Genomic DNA, 15,484 nt, shown 5'->3' with positions numbered 1-15,484 from the left:
TCATCGCGACGGCAGGCTGTCGCGCGCACGCGCCAATGCCTGCACCAGCGCATTGACTTCGCTCGGCGTGTGCAGGGCCGACAAGGTGACGCGCAGGCGCGAAGCATTGTCGGGAACCGTTGGCGGACGGATCGCCGTCACCCACAAGCCTTCGTCTTCCAGCGCCGCCGACATCGCCAACGCGCTTTGTTCGTCGCCGCAGGGCACCGGCTGGATCGGCGTATCGCTGGCGGGCAACTCGAAGCCCAGTTGCTGCATCTTTTCGCGGAAGCGCGCGATCAATGATTCTAGGCGTTCGCGGCGCCAGTGGTCGCTGCGCGCCATCTTCACCGCCTGCAGCGATGCCACCGCCAATGCCGGTGGCGGCGCGGTGGAATAGACGAACCCGCGCGCGGCTTGCACGAGATGCTCGATGTAATCCGCTTCGCCCACCACCACGGCGCCGTATCCGCCCAAAGCCTTGCCGAGCGTGACCAGTTGCAGCGGCACTTCGGTGGGCCCGAGCTTGGCGGCGGCGACGCAGCCACGCCCCTCGTCCCCGACGACGCCGATGCCATGGGCATCGTCGACATACAGGGTGGCGTGCTGCACGCGCGCGATCAGCGCCAGTTGCTTCAGTGGAGCGATGTCGCCATCCATGCTGAAAACGCCATCGGTGGCCACCATCGCGGCGCCATCGACATTGGAACGCAGTTGTCGCAACGCGCCTTCGGCATCGCCGTGCGGATACCGCCGCAACATCGCCCCGGAGAGGCGGGCGCCATCGATCAGGCTGGCGTGGTCGAGGCGATCCTGCACGCAGATGTCGCCTTCGCCGAGGAAAGCCTGCAACACCGCGAGGTTCGCCACGTACCCGCTGTCGAACAAGAGGGCGCGCGGATAGCCCAGCCATTCGGCGACCGCGCGCTCCAGCGCCGCATGCGCGGCATGGCGACCGCAGACCAGCGGCGAACCGGTGCTGCCGTAGCCATTGCGCGCGGCACCATCCTGCAACGCCGAGTTGATCGAGAAGTGTTGCGACAGCCCGAGATAATCATTGCCGCAGAAGTTCAGAAGCCAGCGGCCATCGACCTCGCAACCGATTCCATCGCGACGCACCACCGTGCGCAGCCGGCGCACGCGATGTTGCGCTTCGCGCTGCACGCGTTGTTCGGCAACGCGCGCACGGATCGAAGGCCGCGCCATCTCAGGCCGCGTTCTGGACGGTGATGTCGGCGTGCACGGTATCGCTGCATGACGACGCTTCGGTCAGCTGCATCGGACGCAGGCCGAGGCGCTCGAACAGCTTGGCGTCGTGATCGACATCGGGGTTGCCGGTGGTCAGCAGTTTTTCGCCGTGGAAGATCGAGTTGGCGCCGGCGAGGAAGCACAGCGCCTGCAATTCATCGCTCATGGTTTCGCGTCCGGCCGACAGGCGCACCATCGACTTCGGCATGATGATGCGGGCGACCGCGATCGTCCGCACGAATTCGAAGGAATCGAGTTCTGCGACGGTGTTCCTGGCGGCGAGCGGCGTGCCGGCGACCTGCACCAGGCGATTGATCGGCACCGAATCCGGATGCGCCGGCAGGTTGGCCAGCGTGCGCAGCAGGCCGGCGCGTTGCGCGCGCGATTCGCCCATGCCGACGATGCCGCCGCAGCAGGTCTTCATGCCGGCGTCGCGGACGTGCGTCAGCGTGTCGAGGCGATCCTGGTAGTCACGCGTGGTGATGACATCGCCATAGAAATCCGGGGCGGTGTCGAGATTGTGGTTGTAGTAGTCGAGGCCGGCATCCTTCAAGGCATCGGCCTGCGGCGCGCTGAGCATGCCGAGGGTGGCGCAGGTCTCGAGGCCGAGGGCCTTCACGCCGCGGATCATCTCGGCGACCTTGGGGATGTCGCGGTCCTTGGGCGAACGCCAGGCCGCGCCCATGCAGAAGCGCGAGGCGCCGGCCGCCTTGGCCGCGCGCGCGCGTTCCAGCACGTCGTCGGCATCCATCAGCTTGGTCGCCTCGACACCGGTGTGATAGCGCTGCGCCTGCGGGCAATAGCCGCAATCCTCGGGGCAGCCGCCGGTCTTCACCGACAGCAGCGTGCTGATCTGCACCTCGGCCGGATCGAAATGTTCGCGATGGGCCGTGGCGGCGCGCTGGACCAGCTCGGTGAACGGCAGCGCGAACAGGGCCTCGACCTCGGACTGGTTCCAGTCGTGGCGCAGGGCGGGGACAGGTCCGACATCAGGCATGGGGATTTTCCGAGGGTGCGGGATTGCTGGGCCTGCCAGTCTGGAAACCATGTCCAGTACTGTCAACCTGAACCCCATCACGAAAGTTGACTGGCTCGCCCGCCGGGGTGGCTGGCGGCGCGCCGTCGATGCCGCCATCGACGCTTTCTACCCCCGCCGCTGCCTGGCCTGCGACGGCGACGGCCAGTCCGGCCTCGACCTGTGCCGGCTGTGCGAGGCCGAACTGCCGTGGCTGCCACCGGCCTGCCCGCGCTGCGCCCTGCCCTCGATGTTCGGCCTGCCCTGCGAGCGCTGCAGCGGTCGCGCCTCGCCGATCCAGCGCACCCGCGCCGCCTTTCTCTACAACGCGCCGATCGACCGCCTGCTGCCGCGCCTGAAATTCCACGAGGACCTGTGCGCCGGACGGCTGGCATCGTCTTTGATGCTGCGCGTCCTGCAACACGCCGACCGTCCCGACGCCGTCATCGCGATCCCGCTGCACCGCAAGCGCCTGCGCAAGCGCGGCTACAACCAGGCATTGGAACTGGCCAAGCCGATCGCGCAGGCGTTCGACCTGCCGCTGCGTGGCGACCTGCTGCATCGGCGCCAGCACACCACCGCGCAATCGAGCCTCGACAAGGATGCCCGCGCGGTGAACATGCAGGACGTGTTCGTTGGGTTGCGGGGAAAGCGCGAGGTGCCGCGCCATGTCGCACTGGTGGATGACGTGATGACCACCGGCGCCACGCTGGAGGCCGCGGCGATCGCGCTCAAGGCGATCGGCGTGCAGCGCGTCGATGCCTGGGTCTGTGCGCGGGTTCCCTAGCTACGCCAGAAATCCAGCGCGATGCCGGCGAAGATCGCCAGCCCCACCCAGTTGTTGTGGCGGAACGCGCGGAAACAGCCGTCGCGATCGCGCTCCTTCGCCATCCGGAATTCCCACGCCACGAGCAGCGCGGCGACCAGCAGTCCGCCCCAGTACCAGATGCCGCGATGGGCATCGTGGCCGACCAGCGCCAGCGTCGCGAACATGCAGGCATACAGCACGCCCTGCGCGATCAGGTCGGCATCGCCGAACAGGATCGCCGTCGACTTCGCGCCCATGCGGATGTCGTCGTCGCGATCGACCATCGCATACCAGGTGTCGTAGGCGGTCGACCACAGGATGTTGGCGATGTAGATCAGCCATGCCAGCTTCGGCACGCCGCCGGTGACCGCCGCGAACGCCATCGGGATGCCCCAGCCAAAGGCCATGCCGAGGTAGACCTGCGGAAAATAGGTGTAGCGCTTGAGGTAGGGATAGCTCGCGGCCAGCACCACGCCGACCACGCTCATCGCGATGGTCAGGCGATTCTGCGTCAGCACCAGCGCGAATGCCGCCAGCATCAGCACCGCGAACAGCGCCAACGCCTCGCGCCCGCTCACTTCGCCGGTCGCAAGCGGTCGGCCGCGCGTGCGCTCGACCGATCCATCCAGCCAACGATCGGCGTAATCATTGATCACGCAGCCGGCCGCGCGCGTCAACCACACGCCCAGCGTGAACACGACCAGAGGCTTCCACGCCGGCATGCCGTTCGCCGCGAACCACAGCCCCCACCACGTCGGCCACAGCAACAACAGCCAGCCGATCGGCTTGTCGGCGCGCATCAACCGCAGGTAGAGACGCAACTTGCGTCGCCATTCCGGTTCCGATGGTTGCACCCAGGCGTCGGGGATTTGCGGGGATGACATGCGCATAGCCTAGCAGCGCGGATCACCCTTACAGTAGCGGTGCACGCTCGCACGCCACGGAACCCCGCGAATGAGGTTGTACCGCCCCATCTTGCCCGCCCTCCTGCTTGCCACCTGCCTGCTGCCGTCCGTGGCGATGCCGGCGCAGGCGCGCGACGCGGATGCCGAACGCATCGCGCGCTGGCAGCGCCTGGGCTACGGCATGTTCGTGCACTGGGGCCTGTATTCGGAACTCGGCGGCGTGTGGCAAGGCAAGCCGGTGACGAAGGGCTATTCCGAACAGATCCAGGGCTGGGCGAATATCCCGACGGACGATTACCTCAAGGTCGCGTCGCGCTTTTCCGCAGTGAAATTCGACGCCGACGCTATCTGCAAACTGGCGAAGGATGGCGGCGCGCGCTACATCGTCGTCACCAGCAAGCACCACGACGGCTTCGCGATGTTCGACACGAAGTCCACCGACTACAACGTGGTCAAGCGCACGCCGTTTGCACGGGACCCTCTGAAGTCGCTGTCGACCGCATGCCGGAAGATTGGCGTCGGGTTCGGCGTGTACTTCTCGCTGGTCGATTGGAATGCCGGCCATTCGCCCGAGGTGCAGCACAACAGCAATCCGATTCCATCGGCGATGGAACTCCTGATCGAACGGCAACTGACCGAACTGATGTCGAACTACGGCCCGATCACCGAAGTGTGGTTCGACATGTCGGCGCCGACGCCGGAACAGAGCCGCAAATTCGCCGCGATCGTGCGCAGGCTGCAACCGCAGGCCGCGATCAACGGGCGCATCTGGAACAACCGCGGCGATTTCGTCACCCTCGGCGACAACGAATTGCCGCCGGAAACGATGCAACCCCCGTTCGAGGTGCCGGCGTCGATCTATCACGCCACCTGGGGCTATCGCAGCTGGCAACAGCGCGACGACCTCGCCGGCAAGATCCGCGAGCTTGCCAATGGCTTGATACAGACGCGCGCCGCGGGCGGCAACTACCTGCTCAACATCGGACCCAAGGGCGATGGCAGTGTGGTGCCGTTCGAAGCCGACGTCATGCACGGCATCGGTGCGTGGTTGCGTCGTCATCCCGGGTTGCTCGATGCAATGCCCAGCGGACTGCGGCGGCAGCCATGGGGTGCGACCCTGCTGCACGGACGGACGCTCTATCTCGTCGTCCACGACTGGCATGCTGGCCCGCTTCGTGTTTCGGGGCTTGCGAATGATCCATCGGAAGCCCGCATCGATGGCGGCGCGTCGTTGCCGTGGCATCGCGATGGCGGCGACGTGGTGATCGAGTTGCCTGCGGCTGCGCCCGATGGCATGTTGCCGGTGCTGCAGCTCTCCCTGTCCACGCCGCTGCAAGCGATTCCTGCGCACATCGCGACCGCGAACGCCAATGGCGGCTATCGCATCGCTGCCAATGCCTGGCAACCGCGCACCAGCTTCAGTTTCGGCAGCGGCTACCTGACCCAGGCCACGACTAGGGTCGCCCTGGATACCGCCATTGCCTCGCCCCATGCGCAGAAAGTGATGCTGCGTTTCATCCATGCCCGTGCGCGCACGGATCGCAGCTATCGCATCTCCGTCGCCGGACGCTCGCTGGAGATTCCGGGCAGCGCGCTCGCCAATCGCGACATCGGGCCGCTCATGCTCCCGGCGTCACCGGCAGCGCGCATCGAGATTCGCCTTGCGAAACCTGCGTATCCCGCCGAGGACCTGGGCCTGTCGTTCGATTCCGTCGAAATTTCGCGTCGATTGCGGTGAGCGGCTACAATGCCCGTTCCGCTGCGGCGGACACGGCACGCGCCCGTAGCTCAGCCGGATAGAGTAGTGGCTTCCGAAGCCATTGGTCGGGGGTTCGAATCCCTCCGGGCGCGCCAATTCAACTCGAACGACGCGGCAGCTTCCAGCCCGGGCGCGGGAAGTGGCAGGTATACCCCGCGGGATAGCGCTGCAAATAGTCCTGGTGCTCGGGTTCTGCCTCCCAGAAATCGCCGGCGGGAACAACTTCCGTGACGACCTTGCCGGGCCACAGCCCGGACGCATCCACGTCCGCGATGGTGTCCAACGCAATGCGTTGCTGTTCCGGCGTGGTGTAAAAAATCGCCGATCGATAGGACGCGCCGACATCGTTGCCTTGCCTGTCGCGCGTGCTCGGATCGTGGATCTGGAAAAAGAATTCGAGCAAATCGCGGTAGTCGATGCGTTCCGGATCGAACACGATCTCGACGGCTTCCGCATGCGTTCCATGGTTCCGGTAGGTGGCATTGGGCACGTCGCCGCCGCTGTAACCCACGCGCGTATTGATCACGCCATCCATCTTGCGCAACAGTTCTTGCACGCCCCAGAAACAACCGCCGGCAAGGATCGCCCGTTCGGTACTCATCGAATTTCCTCCACCTGATCGAGGTATGCGCCGTAACCGGCGCGCTCCATTTCCTCCAGAGGGATGAAGCGCAACGATGCCGAATTGATGCAGTAGCGCAGCCCGCCCTGATCGACGGGCCCATCATTGAAGACATGGCCAAGATGGCTGTCGCCATGTGCCGAGCGCACCTCCACGCGGGTCATTCCGTGCGAGGTGTCCGTCAGCTCCTTGATGTTGGCCGGAGCAATCGGCCGGGTGAAGCTGGGCCAGCCGCATCCGGATTCATACTTGCTCGAAGATGCGAACAGCGGCTCGCCTGAAACGATGTCCACGTAAATGCCAACCTGCTTGTTGTGCAGGTATTCACCCGTTCCCGGTCGTTCGGTCGCGCCTTCCTGGGTGACCCGATATTGCTCCTGGGTCAACCGGGCAATGGCCTCGGGGTTCTTGCGATATGCGTTCATGACATCTCCTTGGATGCTTCAACACATATGGGGGACTTCGCCGGCAAACGCAAGCCGATGTCACGCACGCCTGAATCGAAGTCCCACACCCGGCTCGGTAATGATCCAGCGCGGCGATGCGGGATCGTCCCCGAGCTTGTGGCGGAGCTTGGCCAGCAGGATGCGCAGATAATGCGTGTCCTCGGCATGGGTCGGCCCCCAGACCTCGCGCAGCAGCTGCGGCTGGGTGACGACGCGATCGGCATGTTGCACGAGCAGCGCCAGCAAGGCGTATTCCTTGCGGGTGAGCGCCAGCGGCTGGCCATCGAGCGCGACTTCGCGACGCGCCAGGTCGATCCTCAATCGCCCGTCGTCGTAGACGGGAGATTCCGCAGTCGCTACGGGCGCGACGGCATCGCGCAGCAACGCGCGCACGCGCGCCATCAATTCGGGAACGCCGAACGGCTTGGTGACGTAATCGTTCGCGCCAGCATCCAGTGCGCGCACCTTGCCGCCTTCGTCGGCGCGCACGGATAGCACCAGGACCGGCACCTTCGACCATTCGCGGATCGACCGCAGCACGTCATGCCCATCCATGTCGGGAAGACCCAGATCAAGGATGACGAGGTCGGCGCCGCCGGTCGCGAGTGCATCGAGTCCGCTGCGTCCGTCTTCGGCGAGCTGCACGACGTACCCCTGCGCACGCAGGCTGATGTCGAGGAACTTCCGGATCTGCGGCTCGTCGTCGATGACGAGCACGCGGATCGCCTGTCCGGTCACGGTGTTCACTGCGGTGCTGCGTCCGGCATGGTTCGCGGCAGTGTGATGCGGATGCAGGTGCCGCGTCCATCCCGGCCCGGCAACGCCGCGACCGCGCCGCCATGCGCGCCGATCATGCCCTGCGCGATGGTGAGTCCGAGCCCGGTGCCATGGCGTCCGCGATCGCCGCGCTCGACGCTGTAGAACATGTCGAAGATGCGGGCACGATCGGCTTCGGGGATGCCCGGCCCTTCGTCGATGATGTCGACCTGCAACGCGCCATCGGGAACATCGCCGGCGCGCACGCGCACCGGCTTTCCGGGCGGCGAGAACTTGGCGGCATTCTCGATGATGTTGAACAACGCCTGCTCGACCAACGCCGGATGCACCCACAGCGGCGCCAGTCCGGGCTCGATATCGGCTTCGACCAATGCGCCGGGAACGAACTTGCGGATGCGCTCGACCGCGGCGCCCACCACTTCGTCGACGCCGATCCAGTCGCGGTTGAGCTTCAACCCGCCGTGGCCCAGCCGCGTCATGTCGAGCAGGTTCTGGATGTAACGATCGAGCCGCTGCCCTTCCAGGCGGATGGTATCCAGCAGTTCGTCGCGATCATGGGCATCCATCTGCGCGCCGTAATGCTGCAGGCTCGACGCCGAACCGATGATCGCCGCCAGCGGCGAGCGCAGGTCGTGCGAGACCGACGACAGCAGCGCCGAGCGCAGGCGTTCGGTCTCGCCGGTCATGCGCGCATCCTGCAGGTCGCCGACCAGTCGCGTGCGCAAGGCCGCCTGCGCGATGTCGTCCGCCATCGCCTCGGCCAGCCGCTGCTGCTCTGCTGCCAGGCGCGTGACCGATTCGTCGGGACGCAATCCGATCCAGCCGATGGTGTTGCCATTGCCGCGCAGCGGCAGCAGCCACCACGGACAGGTCGACAATGTCGCCGTGAAGCGTCCGGCCGGCTGGCCGTGCGCGATCACCCATTGCGCTGCCGCCCGTGCCTTGTCGTCGAACTCCTCGATGGCGGACGCGTCCGCGCCGAAATGGACGACGGCCTTGACGTCGAGCGCACGCTTCAGGGCGTTGCGACCGGCGCGCTCGACTTCCCCGGGATCCGCGGCCGCGGCGAGATCGCGCGACAGCGATTCCAATGCGGTGGCGTGCGCATTCGATGCGCGCAATGCCACCACCTGCATGCGCAGGCGCGCCGCCAACCGTCCCGCCAGCAGGGCCGTCGCCAGGAACAGCAACGCCGTGGTGACGCCGCGCTGCGCCGAAATGTAGAGCGTGAAATACGGCGGGATGAAAAAGAAGTCGTAGGCGAAGAAACACAGGACAGCCGCATACACCGCGGCGGCGACGCGCGTGCGCGTCGCGACCACCAGCACCGCGACGATGAAGATCATCGACAGGTCGCTGATGTCGAGCCAGCGCTTGGCGATCGCGGCGATACCAACGAACAACGCCGAGATCAGCGTCGCCTGCCCGAAATCGCCCAATCGCAAGGAATTTCCGACGCCATCGGCCACACGCTTGCGCGATTCCGCGCGGGCTTCCGGCGTGCTGACGATGACGATCTCGAAATGGGCGCCGCGCTCGATCAGCTGCTGGGTGATGGTGCGATTGAACAGGCGCGCCAGCGGGCGATCGCGGGTGCGTCCAATCACGATGGAGGACGCACCGAGGCGGTTGGCGTAATCGAGCAAGGCATCGACCACGCTGTCGCCATGCAGCACTTCGGTCGCGCCGCCAAGGCGTCGCGCCATCGCCAGCGCGCGATCGATTTCCAGTTGCACGTCGTGCGGCCATTCCCTGCCTTCGACACTGACCACCGTCCACGGCGCATCGCGGCGTTCGGCCAGGCGGCGGGCGACGCGCACCAGGTATTCCGATTGGCCGCGACCGTCGATGGCGACGATCACCTGTCGACGCAGGGGTACGGCGGCGATGCCGCGCGCGGTCTGGGCCTCGCGCAGGTCGGAATCGACGCGATCGGCGGCGGTCTGCATCGCCAGTTCGCGCAGGGCCGCGAGATTCGACGGCACGAAGAACGATTGCAGCGCCTGCGCCGCCTGTTCCGGCAAATAGACCTTGCCCTGGTGCAGGCGCTCGATCAATTCGCCCGGCGGCAGGTCGACCAGCACGATGTCGCGCAAGCGATCGAACACGGCATCGGGCACGGTTTCGCCGACACGCACGCCGGTGATGCGATGGACGACGTCGTTGAGACTTTCAAGATGCTGGATGTTGATGGTGCTGTAGACGTCGATGCCGGCATCCAGCAGCTCCACCACGTCCTGCCAGCGCCGTTCGTGACGACTGCCGGGCGCGTTGCGATGCGCAAGCTCGTCGACCAGCGCGACTTCCGGTTTGCGCGCCAACAGGCGATCGAGATCCATCTCCTCGACGGCATGCCCGCGATACGGGATCGCGAGACGCGGCAATACTTCGAGGCCATCGACCAGGGCTGCGGTTTCGCCACGCCCATGGGTTTCGACGATGGCGACCACCACGTCGACACCGCGCCGATGCAATTCCTGGGCGCGGCCGAGCATGGCATAGGTCTTGCCGACGCCGGGCGCGGCGCCAAGGAACAGCGTCAGCCGCCCCTGGCGCTGGCGCTGGAGCTCACCGATCAGTGCATCCGCCTGTTTGGTGCGCGCGTGTTCGGGCATGGCCACAGTATCCGCGCTCCGTCATCGCCGCGCATCCAGCGCGAGGTTGAGCCGCACCACGTTGACGCGCGCCGGCCCGAAGATCCCGAACTGCGGCGCACTCGTATTGGCGTCGAGCAGACGCCGCACCTCGGCTTCCGGTACACCACGCGCGCGGGCGACACGCGCGATCTGCTGCATCGCCGCCTGCACGCTGATGTCGGGATCGACACCACTGCCGGACTGCGTCAGCAGGTCGTCGGCGACCTGTGTCGGCGCGATTCCGTCGCGTCGCGCGATTTCGCCACGCAATCCTTCGACCTGCTTGCGCAAGTCCGGGTTGGTGCGGGCAAGATTGCTGCCGGCGGCATTCATCGGGTCGTATTTCGCCGCCGATGGACGCGGATGGAAGTAGCCGGGTGCAGCAAACGGTTGCCCCACCAGTTCCGAAGCAACGGGCTTGCCATCGTGAATGACGATGCTGCCATTCGCGTGATACGGGAACAGCGCGCCATCGATCCCGGCGGACAGCAGCGAATACGCGAAACCGAACAGGCCGAGGGTGATCGCCATCAGCGCGATCGCGGCGCGCCACAGGGTGCCTGTTGCGACGGGAAGATCCTGTTGTTGTGCGATATCCATGGTTCAGACTCCGAAGACCGCAAGGGCGAGATCGATCAACTTGATGGCGACGAACGGCAGCAGCACCCCGCCCAGGCCATAAATCAGCATGTTCCGTCGCAGCAGCGACACCGCGCTGGCCGGCTTGAAGCGCACGCCGCGCAGGGCCAGCGGAATCAGCGCCGGAATGATCAGCGCATTGAAGATCAGTGCCGACAGCACCGCCGAACGCGGGCTGGACAGATGCATCACGTTGAGAGCGGCCATCGACGGGATCGTGGCTGCGAACAGTGCCGGCAGGATGGCGAAATACTTCGAAACGTCGTTCGCCAGCGAGAACGTGGTCAACGCGCCGCGGGTGATCAACTGCTGCTTGCCGATTTCCACCACCGCCAGCAGCTTGGCCGGGTCGGAATCGAGATCGACCATGTTGCCGGCTTCCTTGGCCGCCTGCGTGCCGGAATTCATCGCCAGTCCGATGTCGGCCTGCGCCAGTGCCGGCGCGTCGTTGGTGCCGTCGCCGACCATCGCGACCAGACGCCCTTCGGCCTGCTCCTGGCGGATGCGGGCCAGCTTGTCTTCGGGTCGCGCCTCGGCGATGTAATCGTCCACGCCTGCCTCGGCGGCGATCGCCGCGGCGGTCAACGGGTTGTCGCCAGTGATCATCACCGTACGCACGCCCATCTCGCGCAGGCGGGCGAAACGCTCCTTGACGCCGTGCTTGACCACGTCGCCGAGCTCGACCACGCCGAGCACATGGCGACCTTCGGCAACGACCAGCGGCGTCGAGCCGCCGCGCGCGACTTCGCTGACGCGCGCCTGCAATTCCGGCGAGGTCACGCCACCCAGCGCTTCGACGTGTTTTGCAATCGCATCGCCGGCGCCCTTGCGGATCGAACGTTCGACATCGCCATCCGCATTCTTCAGATCGACGCCGGACATCCGCGTCTGCGCGGTGAACTGCACGAAGTGCGCGTGTTCGGGATCGACGCGTTGCGCGCCCTGCTCGACCGCCAATTGCACGATCGACTTGCCTTCCGGCGTGGGATCCGCGAGCGACGACAGCATCGCGGCATCGCGCAGCTGCGCCGGGCTCACGCCGGCCAGCGGCCAGAAGTGCGTCGCCTGGCGATCGCCGAAGGTGATCGTTCCGGTCTTGTCGAGCAGCAGCACGTCGACGTCACCGGCAATCTCCACTGCCTTGCCGGACTTGGCCAGCACGTTGGCGGACAGCGCGCGGTTCATGCCGGAGATGCCGATCGCCGGCAGCAGGCCGCCGATCGTGGTCGGGATCAGGCAGACCAGCAACGCGATCAGCAGCAGCGGGTCGAGTTTCGCGCCGACGAAGCCGGCGATGTACGGCAGCGACACCACCACCATCAGGAAGGTCAGTGTCATCGCGGCCAGCAGCATGTTCAACGCGATCTCGTTCGGCGTCTTCTGGCGGTTGGCGCCTTCGACCAGCGCGATCATGCGATCGAGGAAGCTGCCGCCGGGTTCGGCGCTGACCTCGACGATGATCTCGTCGCTCAACACCTTGGTGCCGCCGATCACGCCGGAATGGTCGGTGCCGGCCTCGCGCAGCACCGGCGCCGATTCGCCGGTCACCGCCGCTTCGTTGATGCTGGCAAGGCCGTGGATGATTTCGCCGTCGGCGGGAATCAATTCGCCTTCGGACACGATCACGCGATCGCCCTTGCGCAGTTCCGTCGCAGCAATCCGGGCTTCGCTTCCGGAATCATCGAGCCGGCGCGCGACCAGGTCCTTGCGCGCCGCGCGCAGGCTGGAGGCCTGGCCACGACCGCGCGCTTCCGCCACGGCATCGGCGAAATTGCCGAACAACACGGTGATGAAGAGGATCGCCGACACCGCGAGGCCGTAACCGAGGGCCCCTGGAATCGCGAAGCTGGTGACGACCGACAGCAGCGTGCCGAGCAGCACGATCGCCATCACCGGGTTGTGGATGATCTTGCCCGGCGCGAGCTTGAGGAAGGCATCGCGAATGGCTGGGGTGTTCATCGAATCGCTCCTTGCACGACCAGTTGCAGGTGGTCGGCGACCGGGCCGAGCACCAGTGCAGGCATGAATTGCAGGACAGTGAGGATCACCACGACCGACACCAGGGTCAGCGCGAACGTCGGTGTCTCCACATGCAGGGTGCCGGCGCCTTCCGGAGCGACGCGCTTCTTCGCCATGCTCGCGGCGATCGCCAGCGGAAAGATCAGGGCCGGCAGGCGTCCGCACAGCAGCACGATGCTGCAGGTGACGTTCCACCACACGGTGTTGTCGCCCAGCCCCTCGAAGCCCGAACCGTTGTTGGCGAAAGCCGACATGTATTCGTAAAGCACCTGGGAGATGCCGTGGTGCGCGGGATTGGAATTCGCGGCCAGCGACGGCACCGCCAGCGCGATCGCGGCAAAGCCGAGGATCACCAAGGGCTGGATCAGGATCAGCCCGGCAAGCAGGCGCACCTCATGCGCTTCGATCTTGCGCCCGAACAGTTCCGGCGTGCGTCCCGTCATCAATCCGGCGAGGAAGACCGCCAGCAGCACATAGACGAAGAACTGCAGCGCGCCGCAGCCGATGCCGCCCCAGATCCCGTTGATCAGCATGTTCACCATTTCCACGCCACCGGACAGCGGCGCGTAGGAATCGTGCATGCCGATCACCGAACCATTGGAGGTCTGGGTGGTGAGCGCCCCGTAGACCGCCGAGGCATCGACGCCGAGACGCACTTCCTTGCCTTCCATCGCCAGTGGCCCCGCGCTGGCCGCGGTATGGCTTTCCAGCGCCAGCATCGCCGCGCTGGATGCCAGCGACATCCCCAGCATCGTCGCGAACACGAAGGTCGACAGGCGCTTGCGTCCGGTGAAGGGGCCGATCATCGCCACGCAACCGATCGGAATCAGGATCAGGAAGACGGTATTGAAGAAACTGGAGAACGGTGTCGGGTTTTCCAGTGCCATCGCACCGTTCGGGCCGTACCAGCCGCCACCGTTGGTGCCGAGCTGCTTGGCCGCGACCATCGGCGCCACCGGACCGACCGGAATGTGCTGCGACGCCATGCCGGCGCTGGCGTCGATCGGCACCACGTCGGCGCCGCGCGTCAGCGTCGCCGGCACGCCCTGCCAGGTCATCAGCAACGACGCGACCAGGCACAACGGCAACATCACCCGCGTCGTGGCGCGCACGACATCCTGCCAGAAGTTGCCGACGTCGCGATCACGGCCTTCGATGCCGGGTTCGCCACGCTCGAGGACTTCACGCCCGCCGAAGAACGCGCGCAGCGTCGCCACCAGCATCGCCAGCCCGAACATCGGCGTCACCACCTGCAGGCCGACGATGGCGACCATCTGCGACAGCCACGACAGCTGCGACTGCCCGGAATAGTGCTGCTGGTTGGTATTGGTGAGAAACGACACCATGGTGTGCAACGCGAGATGCCAACTCATGCCCGGTGCGTTGTCGGGGTTGAGCGGCAAGCGGTCCTGGACCATGAATTGCAGCCAGCACACCAGTCCCACCACCAAATTGGCGGCGAGGAACGACAGCGCGTAGGTTTTCCAGCGCATGCGCAGCGACGACGCCGGGCCGATCAGCGCGTACAGCAGTTTTTCGATCGGCAGGAACACCTTGTCGAGCGGCGCCTTGCCGCCGCGCATCACCTTCGCCATGTACAGGCCGAGCGGCCAGCCGAGGACGATGGCGACGCCCATGACGAGAACGAGATTGATCATGTCGATGCCTCAGAAGCGCTCGGGACGCAGGATCACGAGCACGAGATAGATCGCGGCGGCGAAGGCCGCGAGCAGGGAAACGATGGCGAGCCAGGTGGGCATGGCGATCTCCTCAGAACGTGGTTTGCAGCGCGGCTTCGAGCCGCGAGCCGGCGTTGTCGTCGCCGAAGCGGCGACGCGCGGCGGCATCGGTGGCGTGCGCGGTGATGCGCAATTCCAGCGGCTTCTTCACCGTCCAGATCGCGCTGGCCGAAGCGCGGTTGTAATCGCCCAGGCCGTCGCGCAAGGCGTAATGCGCCGCGTCGAACTCGAAGCGCAAGCGCTCCCCGGCCGGAATGCGCACGCCGGCGTAGCCATAGGCGCCGAAGTGGCGCGTCGCCATCGCATTGCTGCTGGCGGCGATGCCGAACCAGGCGCGATCGCGCCACCCCATCGACACATTGACTTCGTTCCAGTCGATACCGACTTGCGTGTGCGGATAGTTGTAACGCACCGCACTGGCGTCGATCGACCAGTCCTTGCCGATGGCGTGGTTCCAGCCGAGCGTGGTGTCGACCTCGAGATTCGCACCGATGGCGGGGCCGAAATCGACGTTCGAGCCCCAGGCCGATGCGTAGAAGCCATTGGCCGTCGTGATCTTGAGGCCACCCTGCACCGCCGGTTTGCCCAGAGTCTGGGTGCTGCCGCGCCAGACGTCATCGCTGGTGAAGGAGACATTGCCGCTCAGGTCGGCGGCATGCGCCCGTCCAGCCAACAGCATGGATGCGGCAATGGAAAGGACGGCGACCGTGAAAGGAAGGCGTCCTTCACGAACGTGGAAGCGTATCGAGTGGTGCATGGGTGGCATCGAGCCAGTCGTGGGAAACGGTCGTCATCGTCGCGCCACGACGCGTAAAGGCTCTACATTTCCCGACCGGGATCGGCGCAAAATTTGCGTAAATTTCCGAAGCACGTATTGCCCGGCACCTGCAAC

General features: G+C 65.9%; 14 protein-coding genes and 1 tRNA gene. 3 read left to right on the top strand and 12 right to left on the bottom strand.

All coding sequences use genetic code 11. The features are described from left to right. Both bioF and bioB read right to left on the bottom strand, forming a co-directional pair. Complete coding sequence (gene bioF, locus ABE093_RS10085; RefSeq protein ID WP_430760757.1) at positions 1-1,185, bottom strand: 8-amino-7-oxononanoate synthase; 1,185 nt, start codon at positions 1,183-1,185, stop codon at positions 1-3. A 1-nt stretch (position 1,186) separates the two neighbouring features. Then, positions 1,187-2,224 carry a biotin synthase BioB gene (gene bioB / locus ABE093_RS10080; protein WP_430760756.1) on the bottom strand — a complete coding sequence of 346 codons (1,038 nt, stop codon included), beginning with the start codon at positions 2,222-2,224 and terminating at the stop codon, positions 1,187-1,189. 49 nt (positions 2,225-2,273) lie between these two features. Here bioB and ABE093_RS10075 point away from each other — a divergent pair, with 49 nt between their 5' ends. Then, complete coding sequence (locus ABE093_RS10075) at positions 2,274-3,029, top strand: ComF family protein (RefSeq protein ID WP_430760755.1); 756 nt, start codon at positions 2,274-2,276, stop codon at positions 3,027-3,029. On the opposite strand, the gene ubiA is transcribed toward ABE093_RS10075, so the two are convergent. After that, entirely contained in the window at positions 3,026-3,934 is a 909-nt protein-coding gene (gene ubiA, locus ABE093_RS10070) for a 4-hydroxybenzoate octaprenyltransferase (RefSeq protein WP_430760754.1), read from the bottom strand. The two genes, ABE093_RS10075 and ubiA, sit on opposite strands and share 4 nt — an antisense overlap. A 76-nt stretch (positions 3,935-4,010) precedes the next feature. Between ubiA and ABE093_RS10065 the strand changes: the two genes are divergently transcribed. Together ABE093_RS10065 and ABE093_RS10060 are read left to right on the top strand one after the other, a co-directional pair. After that, the gene (locus ABE093_RS10065; protein ID WP_430760753.1) at positions 4,011-5,693 is read left to right on the top strand and encodes an alpha-L-fucosidase; all 1,683 of its coding nucleotides are present in this window, start codon (positions 4,011-4,013) and stop codon (positions 5,691-5,693) included. Between the two features lie 39 nt (positions 5,694-5,732). Further along, positions 5,733-5,809, top strand: a tRNA-Arg gene (locus ABE093_RS10060). A 2-nt stretch (positions 5,810-5,811) separates the two neighbouring features. Here the strand turns inward: ABE093_RS10060 and msrA are convergent. The 9 genes from msrA to ABE093_RS10015 are packed head-to-tail and all read right to left on the bottom strand — an operon-like array spanning position 5,812 to position 15,349. After that, the gene (gene msrA / locus ABE093_RS10055) at positions 5,812-6,315 is read right to left on the bottom strand and encodes a peptide-methionine (S)-S-oxide reductase MsrA (RefSeq protein ID WP_430760752.1); all 504 of its coding nucleotides are present in this window, start codon (positions 6,313-6,315) and stop codon (positions 5,812-5,814) included. Continuing rightward, positions 6,312-6,761 carry a peptide-methionine (R)-S-oxide reductase MsrB gene (gene msrB / locus ABE093_RS10050; RefSeq protein WP_430760751.1) on the bottom strand — a complete coding sequence of 150 codons (450 nt, stop codon included), beginning with the start codon at positions 6,759-6,761 and terminating at the stop codon, positions 6,312-6,314. The genes msrA and msrB overlap by 4 nt, the downstream gene beginning before the upstream one ends. Before the next feature lie 60 nt (positions 6,762-6,821). Continuing rightward, positions 6,822-7,529: a response regulator gene (locus ABE093_RS10045; protein WP_430760750.1), complete on the bottom strand. Its 708-nt coding sequence runs from the start codon at positions 7,527-7,529 to the stop codon at positions 6,822-6,824. Continuing rightward, entirely contained in the window at positions 7,526-10,174 is a 2,649-nt protein-coding gene (locus tag ABE093_RS10040) for an ATP-binding protein (protein WP_430760749.1), read from the bottom strand. Before ABE093_RS10040 ends, ABE093_RS10045 begins: the two co-directional genes overlap by 4 nt. 21 nt (positions 10,175-10,195) lie before the next feature. Further along, positions 10,196-10,795, bottom strand: coding sequence for a potassium-transporting ATPase subunit KdpC (kdpC, locus tag ABE093_RS10035; protein ID WP_430760748.1), 600 nt, complete (start codon positions 10,793-10,795; stop codon positions 10,196-10,198). Positions 10,796-10,798: 3 nt separating this feature from the next. Then, positions 10,799-12,793 (bottom strand): potassium-transporting ATPase subunit KdpB, encoded by a 1,995-nt coding sequence (gene kdpB / locus ABE093_RS10030; protein WP_430760747.1) that lies wholly within the window; start codon positions 12,791-12,793, stop codon positions 10,799-10,801. Then, the gene (kdpA, locus tag ABE093_RS10025; protein WP_430760746.1) at positions 12,790-14,511 is read right to left on the bottom strand and encodes a potassium-transporting ATPase subunit KdpA; all 1,722 of its coding nucleotides are present in this window, start codon (positions 14,509-14,511) and stop codon (positions 12,790-12,792) included. Before kdpA ends, kdpB begins: the two co-directional genes overlap by 4 nt. A 9-nt stretch (positions 14,512-14,520) precedes the next feature. Beyond that, complete coding sequence (locus tag ABE093_RS10020) at positions 14,521-14,613, bottom strand: potassium-transporting ATPase subunit F (protein WP_430760745.1); 93 nt, start codon at positions 14,611-14,613, stop codon at positions 14,521-14,523. A 10-nt stretch (positions 14,614-14,623) separates the two neighbouring features. After that, entirely contained in the window at positions 14,624-15,349 is a 726-nt protein-coding gene (locus ABE093_RS10015; RefSeq protein WP_430760787.1) for a TorF family putative porin, read from the bottom strand. Positions 15,350-15,484: the final 135 nt, after the last annotated feature.

Origin of the sequence: Solilutibacter silvestris, assembly GCF_050574925.1 — a bacterium.
Taxonomy (GTDB): domain Bacteria; phylum Pseudomonadota; class Gammaproteobacteria; order Xanthomonadales; family Xanthomonadaceae; genus Solilutibacter; species Solilutibacter silvestris_A.
Note: the sequence above shows the minus strand (reverse complement) of the source record. Positions and strands in the feature narration are given on the sequence as shown.